This is a genomic window from Paenibacillus sp. F4 (genome assembly GCF_002894905.1).
Taxonomy (GTDB): Bacteria; Bacillota; Bacilli; order Paenibacillales; family Paenibacillaceae; genus Paenibacillus; species Paenibacillus polymyxa_B.
Genome location: NZ_POVS01000009.1, coordinates 148,327 through 162,117 on the forward strand (window position 1 = coordinate 148,327; position 13,791 = coordinate 162,117).

The following is a 13,791-nucleotide window of genomic DNA, read 5'->3' on the forward strand; positions in this document are numbered from 1 at the left end:
ATTGCCTCTCATCGCGCCCATTGGGATGAGTGATGAGTAAGATTTCAATCCACGCACTCACATAGAGTGCGACAGCGAAAATAAAGAAATTAATATCCAGATGATATCAATTCCATGCATTTTCGAAAAAAACGATGCTAAAAAAGCTTGAATCGACTATTGACTTCTAACGAAGAAAGCTAATCCGAATCCATTTCGACAAATTTCGAGGTGCGAAGGATCCGGGGTTTTTATGTGAGCTTCACATTCGCACCGTAACCAAGATAATACACTCAGGATACCACAAAACATTTCTCTGTCCCAGAGAATGCAGTATTTTCTAAAACAATAACGACTCTGCCCCATCAATGACAATTTGTGCACCAGTAATGTGACGCGAATGATCAGAGGCCAAGAATGTCACCAAATCAGCTACCTGCTCGGGTTGACCCGGTCCATCAGCCAACGGTTGTCCTCCTTCAGGAAACTTGACGGGGATGGTAATTTGCTTTAACCCTTCCGATTTCTCCGTGGTTTCATCAATATTCGTCGAAATGGCACCCGGATAGATGACATTGACACGAATACGGAACTTAGCCAGCTCCAGCGCAGCCATTTTAGCAAAACCGGTTTGACCCGCCTTCGATGTGCTGTAGGCTGACATTCCAAAGCTGGTAAAGCGCTGATTTCCATTAATGGAGCTGGTAATAATAATGCTGCCGCCACCGTTCTTTTTCAAATGTGGTATTGTATACTTCACCGTCAGGAAGGTACCGTCCAGATTCGTGGACAATGTTTGCCGCCAATCCTCAATGCTCAGATCCTCGATCGGTCCGACGACCCCGTTAATCCCCGCATTAGCAAAAATGATATGCAGACCGCCAAATAATTCAACCGCTTCCAGAACTGCTTTTTCCACACGCACCGGATCGGCAATGTCCACGTCAAATGCCCGCGCTGACCCTTCACGTATAGCATTAATTTCTCTTTCTGTCTCCAAAATACGCTCATTACTTACGTCAAAAAGAGCGACATTCGCTCCTTCTCTAGCCATTTGAATGGCCGTTGCCTTGCCAATACCAGAACCAGCCCCCGTGATTAGAGCGGTTTTGCCTTCAAAGCGCGCGCCTCCTGCATATGTGTAGCTCATATGTATCGCTCCCTTTCTGTAATCTGTATAATCACAAGATTACCCAAAAGGATATACTTTATAATCACTATTTTTGCGCATTTTTTGCTATTCCTTTGCGATATTTAAGAAAAGAGCGAATATTACGCGTATTAGCGCCTCTTTCCTTCTCCTCCTCGTTACATTCTATAAATATCTTAAAGATTCGTAATTTTATATGTATTCATCAAAAAAGGACGTTTTACAACCATGGATATGGATGTAGAACGTCCTTTTGCTTATTTACCACTGCAGCTCAATAAATGCAGCATCATCATCAAGTCCCCCGGTATGGGATGCGTCCAGCAATACCTGTATCTGCTCATCAGGGACAGGCTCGCGAATGGGGTCCAAATCGGATAAACCGTCCGTATATACCTGTAGTCTCATCGGCATATCTGCAGGTATACTTCTTTCGTACCAATGAGGCTTCCCTCCAATCGGCCCACGACTTGTAGACCAGCGCTCCGCTGTAGAGAAGGTATGATCGAACAGCTCGCTAATTTCTTCGGCACCGTTCCATAATCGCAAACGTGAATCCCCTTGCCAGGCAAGTCGGAGACGTCCACGGCTACCACGCTTCGGCAGTTCGATTTTTCCGCAAATATACATGGACTGGCTTCCCTGACGACGTTTATCTTCCAATACCGAACGCATTAAGCCTGATTCGTGATCCAAAGGCTGCCGATCGAGTTCCTCTGCCGCTGTACCTGCCAAACGTTCAAGGTACACTCTCAATTGATCAGCAGACAGATCTTGTCCCCGTTCCATCCAATCCAGTAAAGAAGAACCCAGATAACGGGCTGCAAAATCTCCTCGGTAACTGAGCCCGACGCCATCACACAAGACAAAACAACAGACGGATTTATGAATACGTACTGCGGCGAAATCCTGTCCGCTTTCTCCCATACTGGCAGATTCGGCAGATCTTCCATAGCCATAACGACACATAAAACGACTGTGATGAGATGATAAAGGCTGATCGCCTGTCTGAGAGCTTATGTAAGCAAATTGCTGAGTCAGCCTTGCATTCATTCCCTTTTTTTTGCTCGCGGGGAGCAGGGACAGCAGTGGATTCATGCTTTTACCTCCTTACCGTACAGGCGTTGCGGCCGACATTTGGAACCCAATGGACACCAGTTCCGCACAGGTTCCGGGCAGCATCATAATGGCTCCTTCACCTAACTGATAATCTGCCTCAAATAGCATTTCTCGATAGCTTTCAGGCAGTACAGAAGACATATCACGCAATTTCACAGCATGTTCATCCTGCAACGGCGTATTATGTGTCAGACCTTTCCAGCGACGGGGGTCCTGAATAGGCGTTTCCAGCAACCTGTCGGATAAAAATATATTTTCCACCAGTACATTACCGTCCGGTACACTCATGCTCATAATGCGCTTCGCAATCGGTTCCGGATCATCGCCTGTGGAAACCCCATCTGTCATATGACAGACCAAAGGTGCAGGACAGTCCTGCATCCCTGGTAATTCTGCCTGCAAAATACGCTCAGCTTGCAGGAAGGCTTTTGCTGAATCTGAGAATCGTTTGGGTGTCAAATCGGGCAACGAACCAATGGCCGCGATTTCATCAATTCCCTTGACACCATTCAGCAGGTCATACACGTCATCACTATAAGCTAAAATCGCAATCCTATAGCGCGCTGTCAGCCGATTTCCTTTGGTTGATCGGAAAACCATCTGCCGGATCGCCAGCGATATAGCTTCATATACAACGTCAATACGCCGCCGCCCCTCCATCAGCATGTTCATCGACGCGCTGATGTCAATCAGGTAAATGATCAGGGCGGGAGTGCGTTGTGAAGCCTGTATTGTATAATTCATGGTTTGTACATGCTCCCCTCAGTTACCTTCTATCCCCATCTGTTTCGTATCTATCATTCCGCCCATATATAAACATATGAAATATTAAATTTTAGGCAATCTAAAATTCGTATCTCCTAAAAAGTTATAGATCGAGGAAGCCCGATACCCCACTTCACCTACCGAACGATAATAAGAAGGATTACTATCATATAGTGTTCTAAAACGCTTGGCAAAGCTCTTTGCCTTCGCAGCGCTTCCACCTTCCTGAGAGGCATATGCCTTGTTGTACAGGGAAATAAGCTGAAGAACGTTCTCCTTGTTTCGTGCATGCATGGACTCTTTTTGCTTTTGTTCCGCCTCGGCTGCTGCCTTACGAGCTGCCTCTTCCTGGGCGGCACGGGCTTCCTGCTCTTTTTTCAAAGCCAAGTATTTTTCATACTTTGCCTGTTGATCATACGCTTTTTGCTTCGCCAACTTGGCAGCCGCCTGCTTATTTTGTTCTTTTTGGGCGAGATAAGCTTCATATTTAACCTGTTGAGCGATAAGGGCTTGCTGTTTCTTCTGCTCTTCCTGTTGCTTTTGAGCGACAAGTACCTGCTGTTTGGCCTGCTGTTCCGCTTCCTGGCGTTGTTTCTCCGTCAGCAATTTTTGGGCGGCTTCCTGCTCGGCTGCCAGCTTTTCCTCGGCCGCCTTTGCAGTCTTCGCTGCCTCTTCCTGCTTGGCTGCCTCGATTTGTCGCTGATTGGACTGATCTGCAAGAATATTCACGGCTGGGATTCCAGCTGCCAACAGAACGACTGCGGCCGCAGTTGTCACGATAAACGCTTTGGAGCGATACCAGGCTTTTGATTTTTCAGGTTGCTCTGGCGTCTTGGGATTCAACTGCTCCTCTAGCCCTGTGATCGCAGCCGACACCTCCACATGCAGAGGACTGCCGTCTTCTACAAAATGATACAACGACCGGTATACTTCTAGCGCTGCAGCAGGTTTGTTTTGCTGCTCCAAATCACGTGCCTGTCGGAACAGCTTGTCCGTTACTCCACGCTCTCCCTGCTCCAGGGCAGCCTGATTTAGCAGTGCAGCCTGTTCAGCCTTGAGCGGTGCAGGCGCTGACAAAGAGGGTGCAGCTTCACTGGCAAGGCCGCCCACCGCTGCCGATTCTATTGTTTCTGTCGCAGCAGGCTCCGGTTCTATAGCCTCAACTGGAATTTCCTGCTCAGTAACCGCATTAAGTACAACCAGCCATTCGCCAAAAGTAGGGCAACTGCTTAAATCCTGACTATCCCAGGCACGGCTGAACAATTCTACCACCTTGCTGCCCCAACGGGATTCAAGTGATTTTCGTAAAATAAAATAACGTTCGCAAGGCGTCTGCATTTCATGCTGATCAAAATAACTTTCGCCCCACGCTTTGTCGACTACAACACGGTCAGACCAGCCTAGCATTTCTCCTATAATAATTGCCCCTGCAAAACGGTCTGCATACGCACTCCATAACCCGCTGTGGACGGTACGATGTGCGGCATACCCTGGCGAACCTGCCAATAGAGCGTCTGGACGATCCATTTTAGTACTATACATTTGTTCCACGTCCACCAATTCCACAGCTGACGTGCCTTGAGGCAGTTCCACTTCAGAAAAAAACGGAAGCATCACATTCGGCGCCGATAAATCACAGTGCGCCAATCCTTTTTGCTCCATAGCTGAACCGATCCCTGCCAATGCTCTGGCTAAAGCCAGACTATCGGAAGCCTCAAGCTGACGCTGATCTGTGAGACAATCGAACCATGTCATACCGTGAACCCATGGCATCAGCACCGCATACAGCAAATCAGGTTGCTCGGCGATCAGACTTCCGTTTCTTTCTGGAGTGAGCACATCACGCTTGCATACCTGCAAACCGGGAATATCCCCGTATGCTTCCATATGCTCAGATTGATAAACCATAGCCGGGATGCGGAACTTCGGAAAAAACACCTTAAGGGCTTTGGCCTCATGCGGTGCTCCGTTTTTGGCATTCAGCTGGTATACAATTCCCTGCCGCCCTGCTTGAGCATAGGCTAAACCGGGTGCAGCGGGATGTCGTCCAACCACATAAGCTGTGCCGTTTATGATCAATTCGTCTCCCGGATTCGGTTGAAAAGACATGAAACATCCCTCTCCTTACATCATTCAGTATGCTAGTTTTCCTCACCTTATTATATACATCTATGGATGGCAAGAAAACCGGGTATCCGAAGATCGCCCGGTTTTTCCTGAACATCCTGTGCCAAACCGTGAGGAATGGCTCACATATTGCTTCTTATAGAGTGGTATATGATAAGTTAATGCCCATCAGGCAAGGCAACTTATTTCGTTTGGTCAACCGTACGGAATTTGTTAGCGATAGCTGTCAATTCTTGGCTGATGCTGTTCAAAGTCGTTACGAAAGCTTGCATTTGTTTGCTAGCTTCCTGAAACTCTTGGAAGAAGCGTTGTTTAGTCATACCTTCCCATTGACCTTCCATACCTGAGATGGACTGTGTCAAACTGGAAACGATCTGTTGGCTTTGCTCACCACTTTGTTTAAATTGGTTAGCCACCTGATCAACCTGTTCTGGGGTAATTAAAATGCGTCCTGCCATTTTTTGCGTCCTCCTTGATGATAAAAATGTTTTTGTTTTATCTGGTTCAAATTGTACTATGGCTATTTAATTCCCTACAAAAGGCAAAGGACCTAATTGTAATAATCCCACTTTTTAACTATAAAACAGCGCCTAACAGTATAATATTAACAAAACAACCACCTAATAAGTCCCATAAAGCCGGGAATTGTGAAACGAATTCAAATAAATTTTGCAGTCGATCCAGATTGTCCCGGAACGCGATCCCAACTAAGCGACAGGCTGATCTCTTACTGTAGACGGATCAGTAAAATACCAATCCTGCGGACTGCTAGAAGACGCCTGCATCAGAATATCCTGATGCAACGTTTCTACATCCGAAGGTTGTACACCAGCAATGGCATGTACGACAGACTGCGGGTTTGAAATCAGACTGCTTCCTTCCGAAGCTTGCCCAGGCAGAATAGACGGTGATTGCTGATTAGACCAATCGAGCATCGTGACGGGTCGTCCCAATGGTTGGCTGGCAAATGACAGAATCGTTTGATAGTTGTGGTCAACAGACTGAAACTGCTCTGCCTTTCGGTTCAGTTGTGTACCTGATGTATGGAGGTAAGCATGGATCTGTTCTGACATCCGCTTGGCCTGCATCCAATGATTCAAGATTGCCTCGCGTGCAGATACATCCCAATCCAGCGATTGTAACGCCTGCTCCAAACCTGCTGTTAACTGTTGAATTTGCTCCGCCGCATGCTGTAGCTGCCCGCTAAGCCCCCGAAGCACATCCGGTTCAACTCGAATGCGCATATCCATCACCCTTCTTCTGTCACTTCTTCATTCACTGCCGACTGTTTCAACCAATTTAATAATAAATCCACAAACTGATCCCTTGAAGCCATAGCTGCAATCAGCCAGTCTCCGTTACCACTAGAGCTCATCCGAAATATCCAGTTCATTGCAGGACACAGGACAAAGGCTGCTCGTTGTGATTCCCACTCCCTGCCGTTCCAAACCAGCAATTGCAGTTCTCCCTCGGCTACACGGGAACTCAAAGACTGAGCCAGTCTTGCAGCCCCCTCTGCATCTCCGCTAGCCTCGGTCAGTTTACTGCTGATCAGAGACACACTTTCTCCTGCCGATTGCTCGTAAATTTTATTAAATGCCTGCTTGGAGAACATAAGCGCCGGGGATTCAGGTACAAGTCGATCTACCCAACCCATTTTATCAATCAATGTTTCGCAAGCCTTTTCCACATTACCCAGATCGTACAGTCGATACTCATCGGGTTCATCAGCGGATTTCACGAGTTCCACTACACGCTCGTTCGTGCAATGGAGATAGCCTTCAAACTGCTTACCTCCCCGCACATAGCGAATTCGGCAAGCCCTGTTGGATAATCCCGCGATAGCGACTCTTGAAAAAACGGTAGGAGGCATTGCTAGCTCTTTGCCCTTATCTACCCGCTTTAGATAACCCTTTTCCAAAAGAGTAGCTTTTACCTGCTCCCACTCTTCTGCCAACTCCTCTGCTAGATAGCCCTTAAACGGATCTTCCACCCCAAGCAGTCTGTCAGAACCCAATACGCCTGCTAGAAAAAACAGTTCCTTCGCCTTGAGGGTTATTAACTTCTGCTTGGAAGCTTGAAACGTTAACATTATGAGCCACCTCCCTTCAAACTACAACATGCCATCGGTCACGAATTTTCGTTATCCAATCCTCACAACTCACTTGCTCTGAGAAGGGAATTGCAGCTTTTATCCTGGTAAATTTGCGCCGTACGTAGTATCCCTGCCCAGGTGGCAGGACTTTTAGGCCACCAGCAGCGGCGTTCGCCTCCGAATAAGGGATACGAAAGAACGATAGATCGTTCGAATCTAGTGTTCCAAATAGCATACCGCTTTGGCTTGCCTTGACATCATTAAACCAGTCCACACCAAAGGTAGGGAAATCAGATGGCACACCCGATAGCACGACATGCACATTGCGATCACGTCCCAACCGTACAATGGCGGAGAGCTGATCCTTTATCATAAAATCGTTCAGTTGCTTGCTTAACATATCCGCATCATCAATGACCAGGAGCAATTCGGGATCATTCCCCTCCTTGTTCCGTTGTTGAACGATATCATACACTTTCTGTACCAGAGGTCCCATTTCTTCCTCGCTTTCGGCTGCAGCCTTAACATGAGGAAGATGCCGTAATCTAGAAAGTCCTCCGCCTCCATATCGTGTATCGATCGTATAGACTTCCAATTGATCGGGTGATGTGTAATAAGCCAGCGATATAATCCAGCTCATTAGAAAAGAGGTTTTTCCACCCTCCATTGGACTACCCACTATAAAATTGGGCCCTTCTTTTAGATTCAGGAGAAAAGGCTCAAGATCGTCACTCTGTAGACCTACAGGTACCTCATAAGGAAGTGCGCCCGATGGTCCACTTGTCCGATCCCACTGCTGAAGCAGTTCCGACAGTGGAATCCGCTCAGGCAATGGGAGGATGGCTGGTGCGTGCGTGCCTTTCCATTCCTGCGCAATGCCAGCAATATTGCGACGTAATCGTGCTGATCGTTCCGACTCATCTTCACCTGGTGAAGGCAATGCCGTTTGGAACTCCAGCGGAGGAACATGTCCTTTAACCAGGGCGCGGCCTGGAATTAACGGTCCTGGCGTTTTGGCTGGTCGTCCTACCGCATAGTAATAGTCACTCGGGTCGGACATTTCAAAAGAAACAGCATTTGGTATGTTACTACGGAATTTCTCAAACACATCGGTAATCCGGTTCGCTGTAATGATAAACGTAATACCTAGACTACCTCCTTCACGCAAAAGAGATTCCAGTAATTCATTTTCATCTGGATAAGCATTACGGAAATTAAGGTATCCATCAATAATTACGACAATTTGCGGAATATCTTCGACAGCAGAACGTCGATAAGAGCTTATTGTTTTGACACCAGCCTCGGAAAGCATTTCCTTGCGTACGGCCACCATCTTGAACAGATAACGGAACAATCGCTTGATCCGGTCATCCTCCTCAGCCATCATAACAGCCCCGATTTGGGGAAGTTCCCCAAAGTCGCGCATCGTTCGACCCATGTCAATGATATAACCGTTCCAATGATTCGCAGCAAAACGCTGAGCCGTGGACATCAGCAATGTATGCAAAAAGGTCGTTTTACCCATGCCCGGCATGCCATACACAGCCCAATGACCATGATCGAGCGATGCATAAATTGGCTCCTGCCGCTGATTCGGCAAATCATCAACCAGACCAATAAGAGCCTTCAGCTCCAAAGATGACGATGTACTATCTATTTCGGTGCATGCCGGCAGATTTGTTAAATCCAGCAATTCAGGCAGCGGCGGAAGCCACGGTCCCTGAAGTCGTTCAATCCCTGCCTTAGCAGCCTCATTCGCAATATAATCAATAAATACTTGAAGCTGTTTAGGGGCTTCTTCTCCTTTTAAGCCTGAGCTTGCCCGTTCGCCGCCCGTCAGTAGCGCTTCACGTTTCCCGTTCAGTCTCACTTCATGTACAGGTAGTGCAGAAGAAATATCGCTGTTGCCTATATACGGCGCACCGCTCCAAGCAAACTGCATCTCTTCAAACACCTCGTCGCTACCCACCTGGAAATATCCTCGTCCCGGCTTCGTAATCCACGCGGCATTCGGTATTTTCAACATGTCACGGCTATCACCTTCGCTTTGCACCCGTAAGCAGATGCGGAACCTGGAGTTACTCCAGATCTTATCATCCACGACACCTGCGGGCTTTTGCGTCGCCAAAATCAAATGGACACCTAGTGTCCGCCCAATCGCGGCAATACTGATTAGCTCGTCCATAAACTCTGGCTGATCCCGCTTTAATTGTGCAAATTCATCAATAATAATAACCAGATGAGGCAGCGGTTGTTCCTGCCGCTGCCGGAGTAGTCTGTAATATTCATCAATATGCTGTAAATTGCCTGCATCGTTTAATATCTTCTGTCGACGAACCAGTTCTGCTTTAAGAGATATTTTGGCACGTTCAATCAAATTATTGTCCAAGTTCGTAATCGTACCCACAACATGCGGCAAGTTAACGAACGTATTGGACATGCCTCCACCCTTGTAATCGATCAGCATAAAAGCAAGATCATGCGGATGAAACTCGGCAGCAAGCGAGGCTACGATGGACTGGATAACCTCACTCTTCCCTGAACCCGTTGTACCGGCGATCAAGCCATGGGGACCATGTCCTTGACGCTCTATCTTATCATGCAGGTTAATCATAATCCTCTTACCGCCTGCACGCACGCCCATCGGTACGGGTAAGGTATCAGGATGGCGGTTACGTCGCCACCGATCTGCCACGTCCAGTTCTTCCACACTCGCTACGCTCATCATATCAAACAGAGGCAGCACAGCGGGAATATCAGAAGCAGAGGAACGCTTCAAGCGAATAGGAGCCATGTACCGCGCTAATGCATCGGCTTCCTCTTTTGACAAACGATCCGGTTTAAAACTTTGCTGTTCAACCTCCGCCGATTCTGATTTGCGAGCATATACGCCCTGCTCTTTGGAAGCCTCCACAATCAGCTGACACTGCATCGGCAAAGCCTCTTTACGAGAAGCCAGCACAATCGTACACGCATCAATGGCTCGGCCGTCCTCTAGTAACAACGGCAGCAACGGTTCTTCCTCAATCAGCTGGGTGTCAGATAAAACAACGATATAACACGGGACTTCCATCCCTTTGCCCTGGCGATCATTGCGATTATTTTTACGACGGTTCAGTCTGGCAAACAGAAAATCAGCTAATTGATGGGCACTACTACTGCGGTCTGACATCATCCTCTGGATTCGGTCATCATCCCACACATGTGGGAGCCAGCGCATCCAAGTCCATTCACTTTCCTCTCGCTCGTCATAGAAGGAAGCGATTTTCACTTCATCTGGCGAGTGACGAACCGTCACTTGTGCCAAGATGACTCTTAACGCAGCAAGGGTATGCTCCCGTTCGCCGACCAATCCAACCACTTTGGATTGAAACAGTGGTAATGCAATGGAAGCGGCGTCTACCAGACGAAATTCTTCTTCCAGTTCATCCGCAGCTCCCAACAAAGGATCTCGATCATAACCGTCTGGGCGTGGAATTTGCAATTTAATATGAAAGGGAACTTGTCCAGTCCCAATACGCACCTGCAAAAAGTCCTCATCTTCCGGTGATCGTTCCCAAAGTGAACTGTTGCGGTTTTTGACGATTTGAGTGCATATTTGCGGGTCACCGTGAATTTCATATAGTGTGCGAATTTGCTCCTCGCGTTTCATTTCAAGTTCTTCACGATGCTTTTGGAGCTGTTCTCGGTACATCCGGTCCCGTTCCTCCAGCTTACGCTTGTATTCCTTCTTATTATTTAAATAGACGAAAAAAGGAATCGTATAAGATGTAAGCATCATGACTACAGTGACCATCTGGAACATCAAATAGTTACTGTTGCCCATCTTGCCTGTTTTGCTCATATATACGTAAAAGCCTATAGTCACCAACGTCATCATTAACGGAATAAGTATAGATATAATAGAAAAAGACGGCTTGCTCGGCTCAGCCGGAGGCCGTAAAATCTCCAGCTTCTCCTCTCGGAGCGCCGGCCTTAATCTCGGGGATCGCTGGTATAATGCATTCAAGACAAAAGTCCCCCTTTTCGCTTACTATTTCATTTTACCAAGGTTTCATATAATTTCATGTGTGTATTTACCCATTTTTTTCACTTTGAAACAGAGAACGCCTTCCATACACAGGCGCTTCGTCCTGAGTTGTCGAAAAAGCGCGCTGAATACGCACAGTACAGCCTTCCCGCAAGCCTGATCCTGTGAGTAGCTGGTTATCTCCCACCCTGAACCAAAGCCCTTCCGGGAACTTTGCTTCCATAATATATTGCATGCCTTCCGCCGGAGGCTCGCCGAAAATGCGCACACCCAGCATCAACTTTAAATGTTCCACCGAGTATTCATCAGCTACCTCGATGTCAAACCACTCTGTTTCCTGTCGTCCTGAAAGCACGGTCAGGATCATCTGTCATCCCTCCCGATCCTTAATATATAGCAAAGTTCACGCAAAAAGCCTATTTCTACGGAAATATGGCTATCGTAACTGTAGCATCCGACTATCAGACTGTCAATTTGTTACAAAATGCCCACTCTAAAAAATAAAACAGATACTTTAGTCATATTTTCGAATAGTAGTAGAGTCATTGGTATCAATAATATGTATTTAATCATTTCTAATATAGGTATATACGTCATTTTGTCGATTAGTTAGAACTAAATTCGATTGTTACCTAGATTGTTGTGAACACTTTGTAAATTTTTCAGACCTTTATGTTTTTATAAGGTGTTTTTAAGGTAATTTTAAGAAACGGGCACTACAATTAAGCCATGAAATAACTCAGGCGAGGTGATTTTTGTGAGAACATTAATTACATTTCAAAACAAACGTATTCCCGTATACTTCAATCAAGAAAATAAGCAACCAGTACAAAAAACATTAAAACTTCTAAGTAACACTTTGGAGAATAAAATCTCCAGCGGCAAGCGTGCCCTTCAAAAATGTCTTAACTCTTTGATCAGTATAGAGATTGTCGGTTGTGAAGCCATACTGCATAGCGTTAGTGAAAATGATTCATTGGCATTGTCCCTCTATTAAGAGGGACTTTTTTTTGTCCAAATTATACACAAAAAAGAGAGGGGCATTTCAGCACCCTCTCCATATCAGCAGCTTTGAAACATGATACATTTGACTTACCGCAGCTCATGCATTTGATCAGACTCTATTTAAAGTATTCTGCGATAACCTTTTTTACCGCCTCGTTCCTTATTCTGCGCCTTCTCAATCCGTATTCTAAACAGTTCTAGTAAATTAGCGCGTGTATGCTCTTCCCGGCAGTTGTCCAGCTTTTTTAAGATAAAACGGTCAATGGACATATGACTCAGGCTCCTTTACAGCAAGCTGCCCCTGCTTTTCAAGGGGTTGATCAGGCTATCCATTTTTAACCATTCTGTCTGTTATTTAAACAGGTACGTTCCTTATAGGATAAAGCAGGCGGGATTACATACCCTTTAATTAGGGTAAATACATAAAGTTTCGAAAATTTTATCACGTTAAGCCTGGAAGCTATGGACAAGGAGCGAGCAAAAACCATGAGTAAACACATGATTACCAAAATAGGCTGGAACCTTTTATGTGCATTCTTAATCCTAACGATGCTGGCTGCATGCAACAGGGAAAAAGCTTCTACCCGGAGTATGGCCCAACATGAAGCTGAAGCACGTGCCTACACCGTAACGGGTAATCCCAACCAAGGTGCATCATCCCTTGATGAACGAGCTGCCAATCATACACCTGCCCACCAGCAAGGCAGCAGCTATGTCGAAATATCAGGAGGCGTTAGCATTGATAAAAATACCGTGAAGGTTATAGGGCATTCCAACCTCCCGGCCGGAGCACGGATCAAAGGGAATCTTGCGGTCAAAAACTCCCTGTTAACTGGGTACACAGATGAGACAACCGTTCAAAAGGACGGAAGTTTTGTACTCCAGGTACAACGCCCTGGAATACAGGGCAGTATGGATCTGACTGTTCTGTTCCGTCCGGATGACCAAGAAAATGAAATACGAAATCTGTATGGCAGCGGTGGCAACAAATTGGAAGGTCCTTATGTATATCAATACGAAGAAAACAAACAGCTTCTGTATGAAGTTCGGATTGGGGCTGAATTTGATCCTGAACAAGAACGCAATATCCCTTTAGTTAAGCCCGTCTGGAACAAACCTAAGGACTACGGTAGCCCTCAAGTGTGGATTAAGCCTGATGTGAAGCAAGAAGGTAACTATTATCATGTATATGCGCGCAGCAATTTGCTGGAAGGGTCGGACGTCAAACTCACGATTGATTTTCCGGGACGATGGCAGTTTGGCTACGATGATCAAACCAAAGTTATGCCTGACGGCTCCTTCAGCATGAGGGTCAAAAAGCCGAGCCTTGCCAACCGCTACACCATAGTCATAAGTTTCGAACCAAACGAAGATATGTGGACCAACGCCAAACAGGCGTACGGTACACAAGGAGAACGTCTTTCGGGACCGTTAGTCAAATCCGCAGACGACAAAGAGGGCTCCAAACAAATTGAAGCCCGTATCCCTATCCAACCCAAATCGTAACTAAACGTAGCATCT

General features: G+C 46.5%; 12 protein-coding genes. 2 read left to right on the top strand and 10 right to left on the bottom strand.

Going from position 1 to position 13,791, the window contains the following annotated elements:
- Nucleotides 1–319: 319 nt before the first annotated feature.
- The 9 genes from C1T21_RS07615 to C1T21_RS07655 all read right to left on the bottom strand — a co-directional run bounded on the left by C1T21_RS07615 (nucleotide 320) and on the right by C1T21_RS07655 (nucleotide 11,632).
- The gene (locus C1T21_RS07615) at nucleotides 320–1,129 is read right to left on the bottom strand and encodes an SDR family oxidoreductase (protein ID WP_023988269.1); all 810 of its coding nucleotides are present in this window, start codon (nucleotides 1,127–1,129) and stop codon (nucleotides 320–322) included.
- Between the two features lie 261 nt (nucleotides 1,130–1,390).
- On the bottom strand, nucleotides 1,391–2,227 hold the full coding sequence (locus tag C1T21_RS07620; protein ID WP_013309993.1) for a hypothetical protein: 837 nt from the start codon (nucleotides 2,225–2,227) through the stop codon (nucleotides 1,391–1,393).
- Nucleotides 2,228–2,239: 12 nt separating this feature from the next.
- Nucleotides 2,240–2,992, bottom strand: a complete 753-nt coding sequence (locus C1T21_RS07625) for a vWA domain-containing protein (RefSeq protein WP_013309992.1) — start codon at nucleotides 2,990–2,992, stop codon at nucleotides 2,240–2,242.
- A gap of 84 nt (nucleotides 2,993–3,076) precedes the next feature.
- Nucleotides 3,077–5,122 carry a serine/threonine-protein kinase gene (locus C1T21_RS07630; RefSeq protein ID WP_103047826.1) on the bottom strand — a complete coding sequence of 682 codons (2,046 nt, stop codon included), beginning with the start codon at nucleotides 5,120–5,122 and terminating at the stop codon, nucleotides 3,077–3,079.
- Between the two features lie 200 nt (nucleotides 5,123–5,322).
- Complete coding sequence (locus C1T21_RS07635) at nucleotides 5,323–5,598, bottom strand: WXG100 family type VII secretion target (RefSeq protein WP_013309990.1); 276 nt, start codon at nucleotides 5,596–5,598, stop codon at nucleotides 5,323–5,325.
- A gap of 249 nt (nucleotides 5,599–5,847) precedes the next feature.
- Nucleotides 5,848–6,384, bottom strand: a complete 537-nt coding sequence (locus tag C1T21_RS07640; RefSeq protein WP_103048248.1) for a WXG100 family type VII secretion target — start codon at nucleotides 6,382–6,384, stop codon at nucleotides 5,848–5,850.
- Nucleotides 6,385–6,389: 5 nt separating this feature from the next.
- Nucleotides 6,390–7,232: a hypothetical protein gene (locus tag C1T21_RS07645; protein WP_013309988.1), complete on the bottom strand. Its 843-nt coding sequence runs from the start codon at nucleotides 7,230–7,232 to the stop codon at nucleotides 6,390–6,392.
- 16 nt (nucleotides 7,233–7,248) lie between these two features.
- Entirely contained in the window at nucleotides 7,249–11,244 is a 3,996-nt protein-coding gene (essC, locus tag C1T21_RS07650) for a type VII secretion protein EssC (protein WP_103047827.1), read from the bottom strand.
- Between the two features lie 67 nt (nucleotides 11,245–11,311).
- Complete coding sequence (locus C1T21_RS07655) at nucleotides 11,312–11,632, bottom strand: hypothetical protein (protein WP_023988263.1); 321 nt, start codon at nucleotides 11,630–11,632, stop codon at nucleotides 11,312–11,314.
- A 390-nt stretch (nucleotides 11,633–12,022) separates the two neighbouring features.
- On the opposite strand from C1T21_RS07655, the gene C1T21_RS27835 reads away from it, so the two are divergent.
- Nucleotides 12,023–12,262 (top strand): hypothetical protein, encoded by a 240-nt coding sequence (locus C1T21_RS27835; protein ID WP_013370782.1) that lies wholly within the window; start codon nucleotides 12,023–12,025, stop codon nucleotides 12,260–12,262.
- Nucleotides 12,263–12,390: 128 nt separating this feature from the next.
- Here the strand turns inward: C1T21_RS27835 and C1T21_RS27280 are convergent, their stop codons facing one another.
- Nucleotides 12,391–12,540: a hypothetical protein gene (locus C1T21_RS27280; RefSeq protein ID WP_023988262.1), complete on the bottom strand. Its 150-nt coding sequence runs from the start codon at nucleotides 12,538–12,540 to the stop codon at nucleotides 12,391–12,393.
- A gap of 216 nt (nucleotides 12,541–12,756) precedes the next feature.
- Here C1T21_RS27280 and C1T21_RS07665 point away from each other — a divergent pair, with 216 nt between their 5' ends.
- Nucleotides 12,757–13,776: a flagellar motor protein MotB gene (locus C1T21_RS07665; protein WP_258012393.1), complete on the top strand. Its 1,020-nt coding sequence runs from the start codon at nucleotides 12,757–12,759 to the stop codon at nucleotides 13,774–13,776.
- Nucleotides 13,777–13,791 lie beyond the last annotated feature (15 nt).

What these genes read in the sequence shown, in the direction of transcription:
- C1T21_RS07625 (WP_013309992.1), bottom strand. Translation starts at nt 2,992, where the DNA reads ATGAATTATACAATACAGGCTTCACAACGCACTCCCGCCCTGATCATT.
- C1T21_RS07620 (WP_013309993.1), bottom strand. Translation starts at nt 2,227, where the DNA reads ATGAATCCACTGCTGTCCCTGCTCCCCGCGAGCAAAAAAAAGGGAATG.
- C1T21_RS07655 (WP_023988263.1), bottom strand. Translation starts at nt 11,632, where the DNA reads ATGATCCTGACCGTGCTTTCAGGACGACAGGAAACAGAGTGGTTTGAC.
- C1T21_RS07640 (WP_103048248.1), bottom strand. Translation starts at nt 6,384, where the DNA reads ATGCGCATTCGAGTTGAACCGGATGTGCTTCGGGGGCTTAGCGGGCAG.
- C1T21_RS07635 (WP_013309990.1), bottom strand. Translation starts at nt 5,598, where the DNA reads ATGGCAGGACGCATTTTAATTACCCCAGAACAGGTTGATCAGGTGGCT.
- C1T21_RS07615 (WP_023988269.1), bottom strand. Translation starts at nt 1,129, where the DNA reads ATGAGCTACACATATGCAGGAGGCGCGCGCTTTGAAGGCAAAACCGCT.
- C1T21_RS07645 (WP_013309988.1), bottom strand. Translation starts at nt 7,232, where the DNA reads ATGTTAACGTTTCAAGCTTCCAAGCAGAAGTTAATAACCCTCAAGGCG.
- C1T21_RS27280 (WP_023988262.1), bottom strand. Translation starts at nt 12,540, where the DNA reads ATGTCCATTGACCGTTTTATCTTAAAAAAGCTGGACAACTGCCGGGAA.
- C1T21_RS07665 (WP_258012393.1), top strand. Translation starts at nt 12,757, where the DNA reads ATGAGTAAACACATGATTACCAAAATAGGCTGGAACCTTTTATGTGCA.
- C1T21_RS07630 (WP_103047826.1), bottom strand. Translation starts at nt 5,122, where the DNA reads ATGTCTTTTCAACCGAATCCGGGAGACGAATTGATCATAAACGGCACA.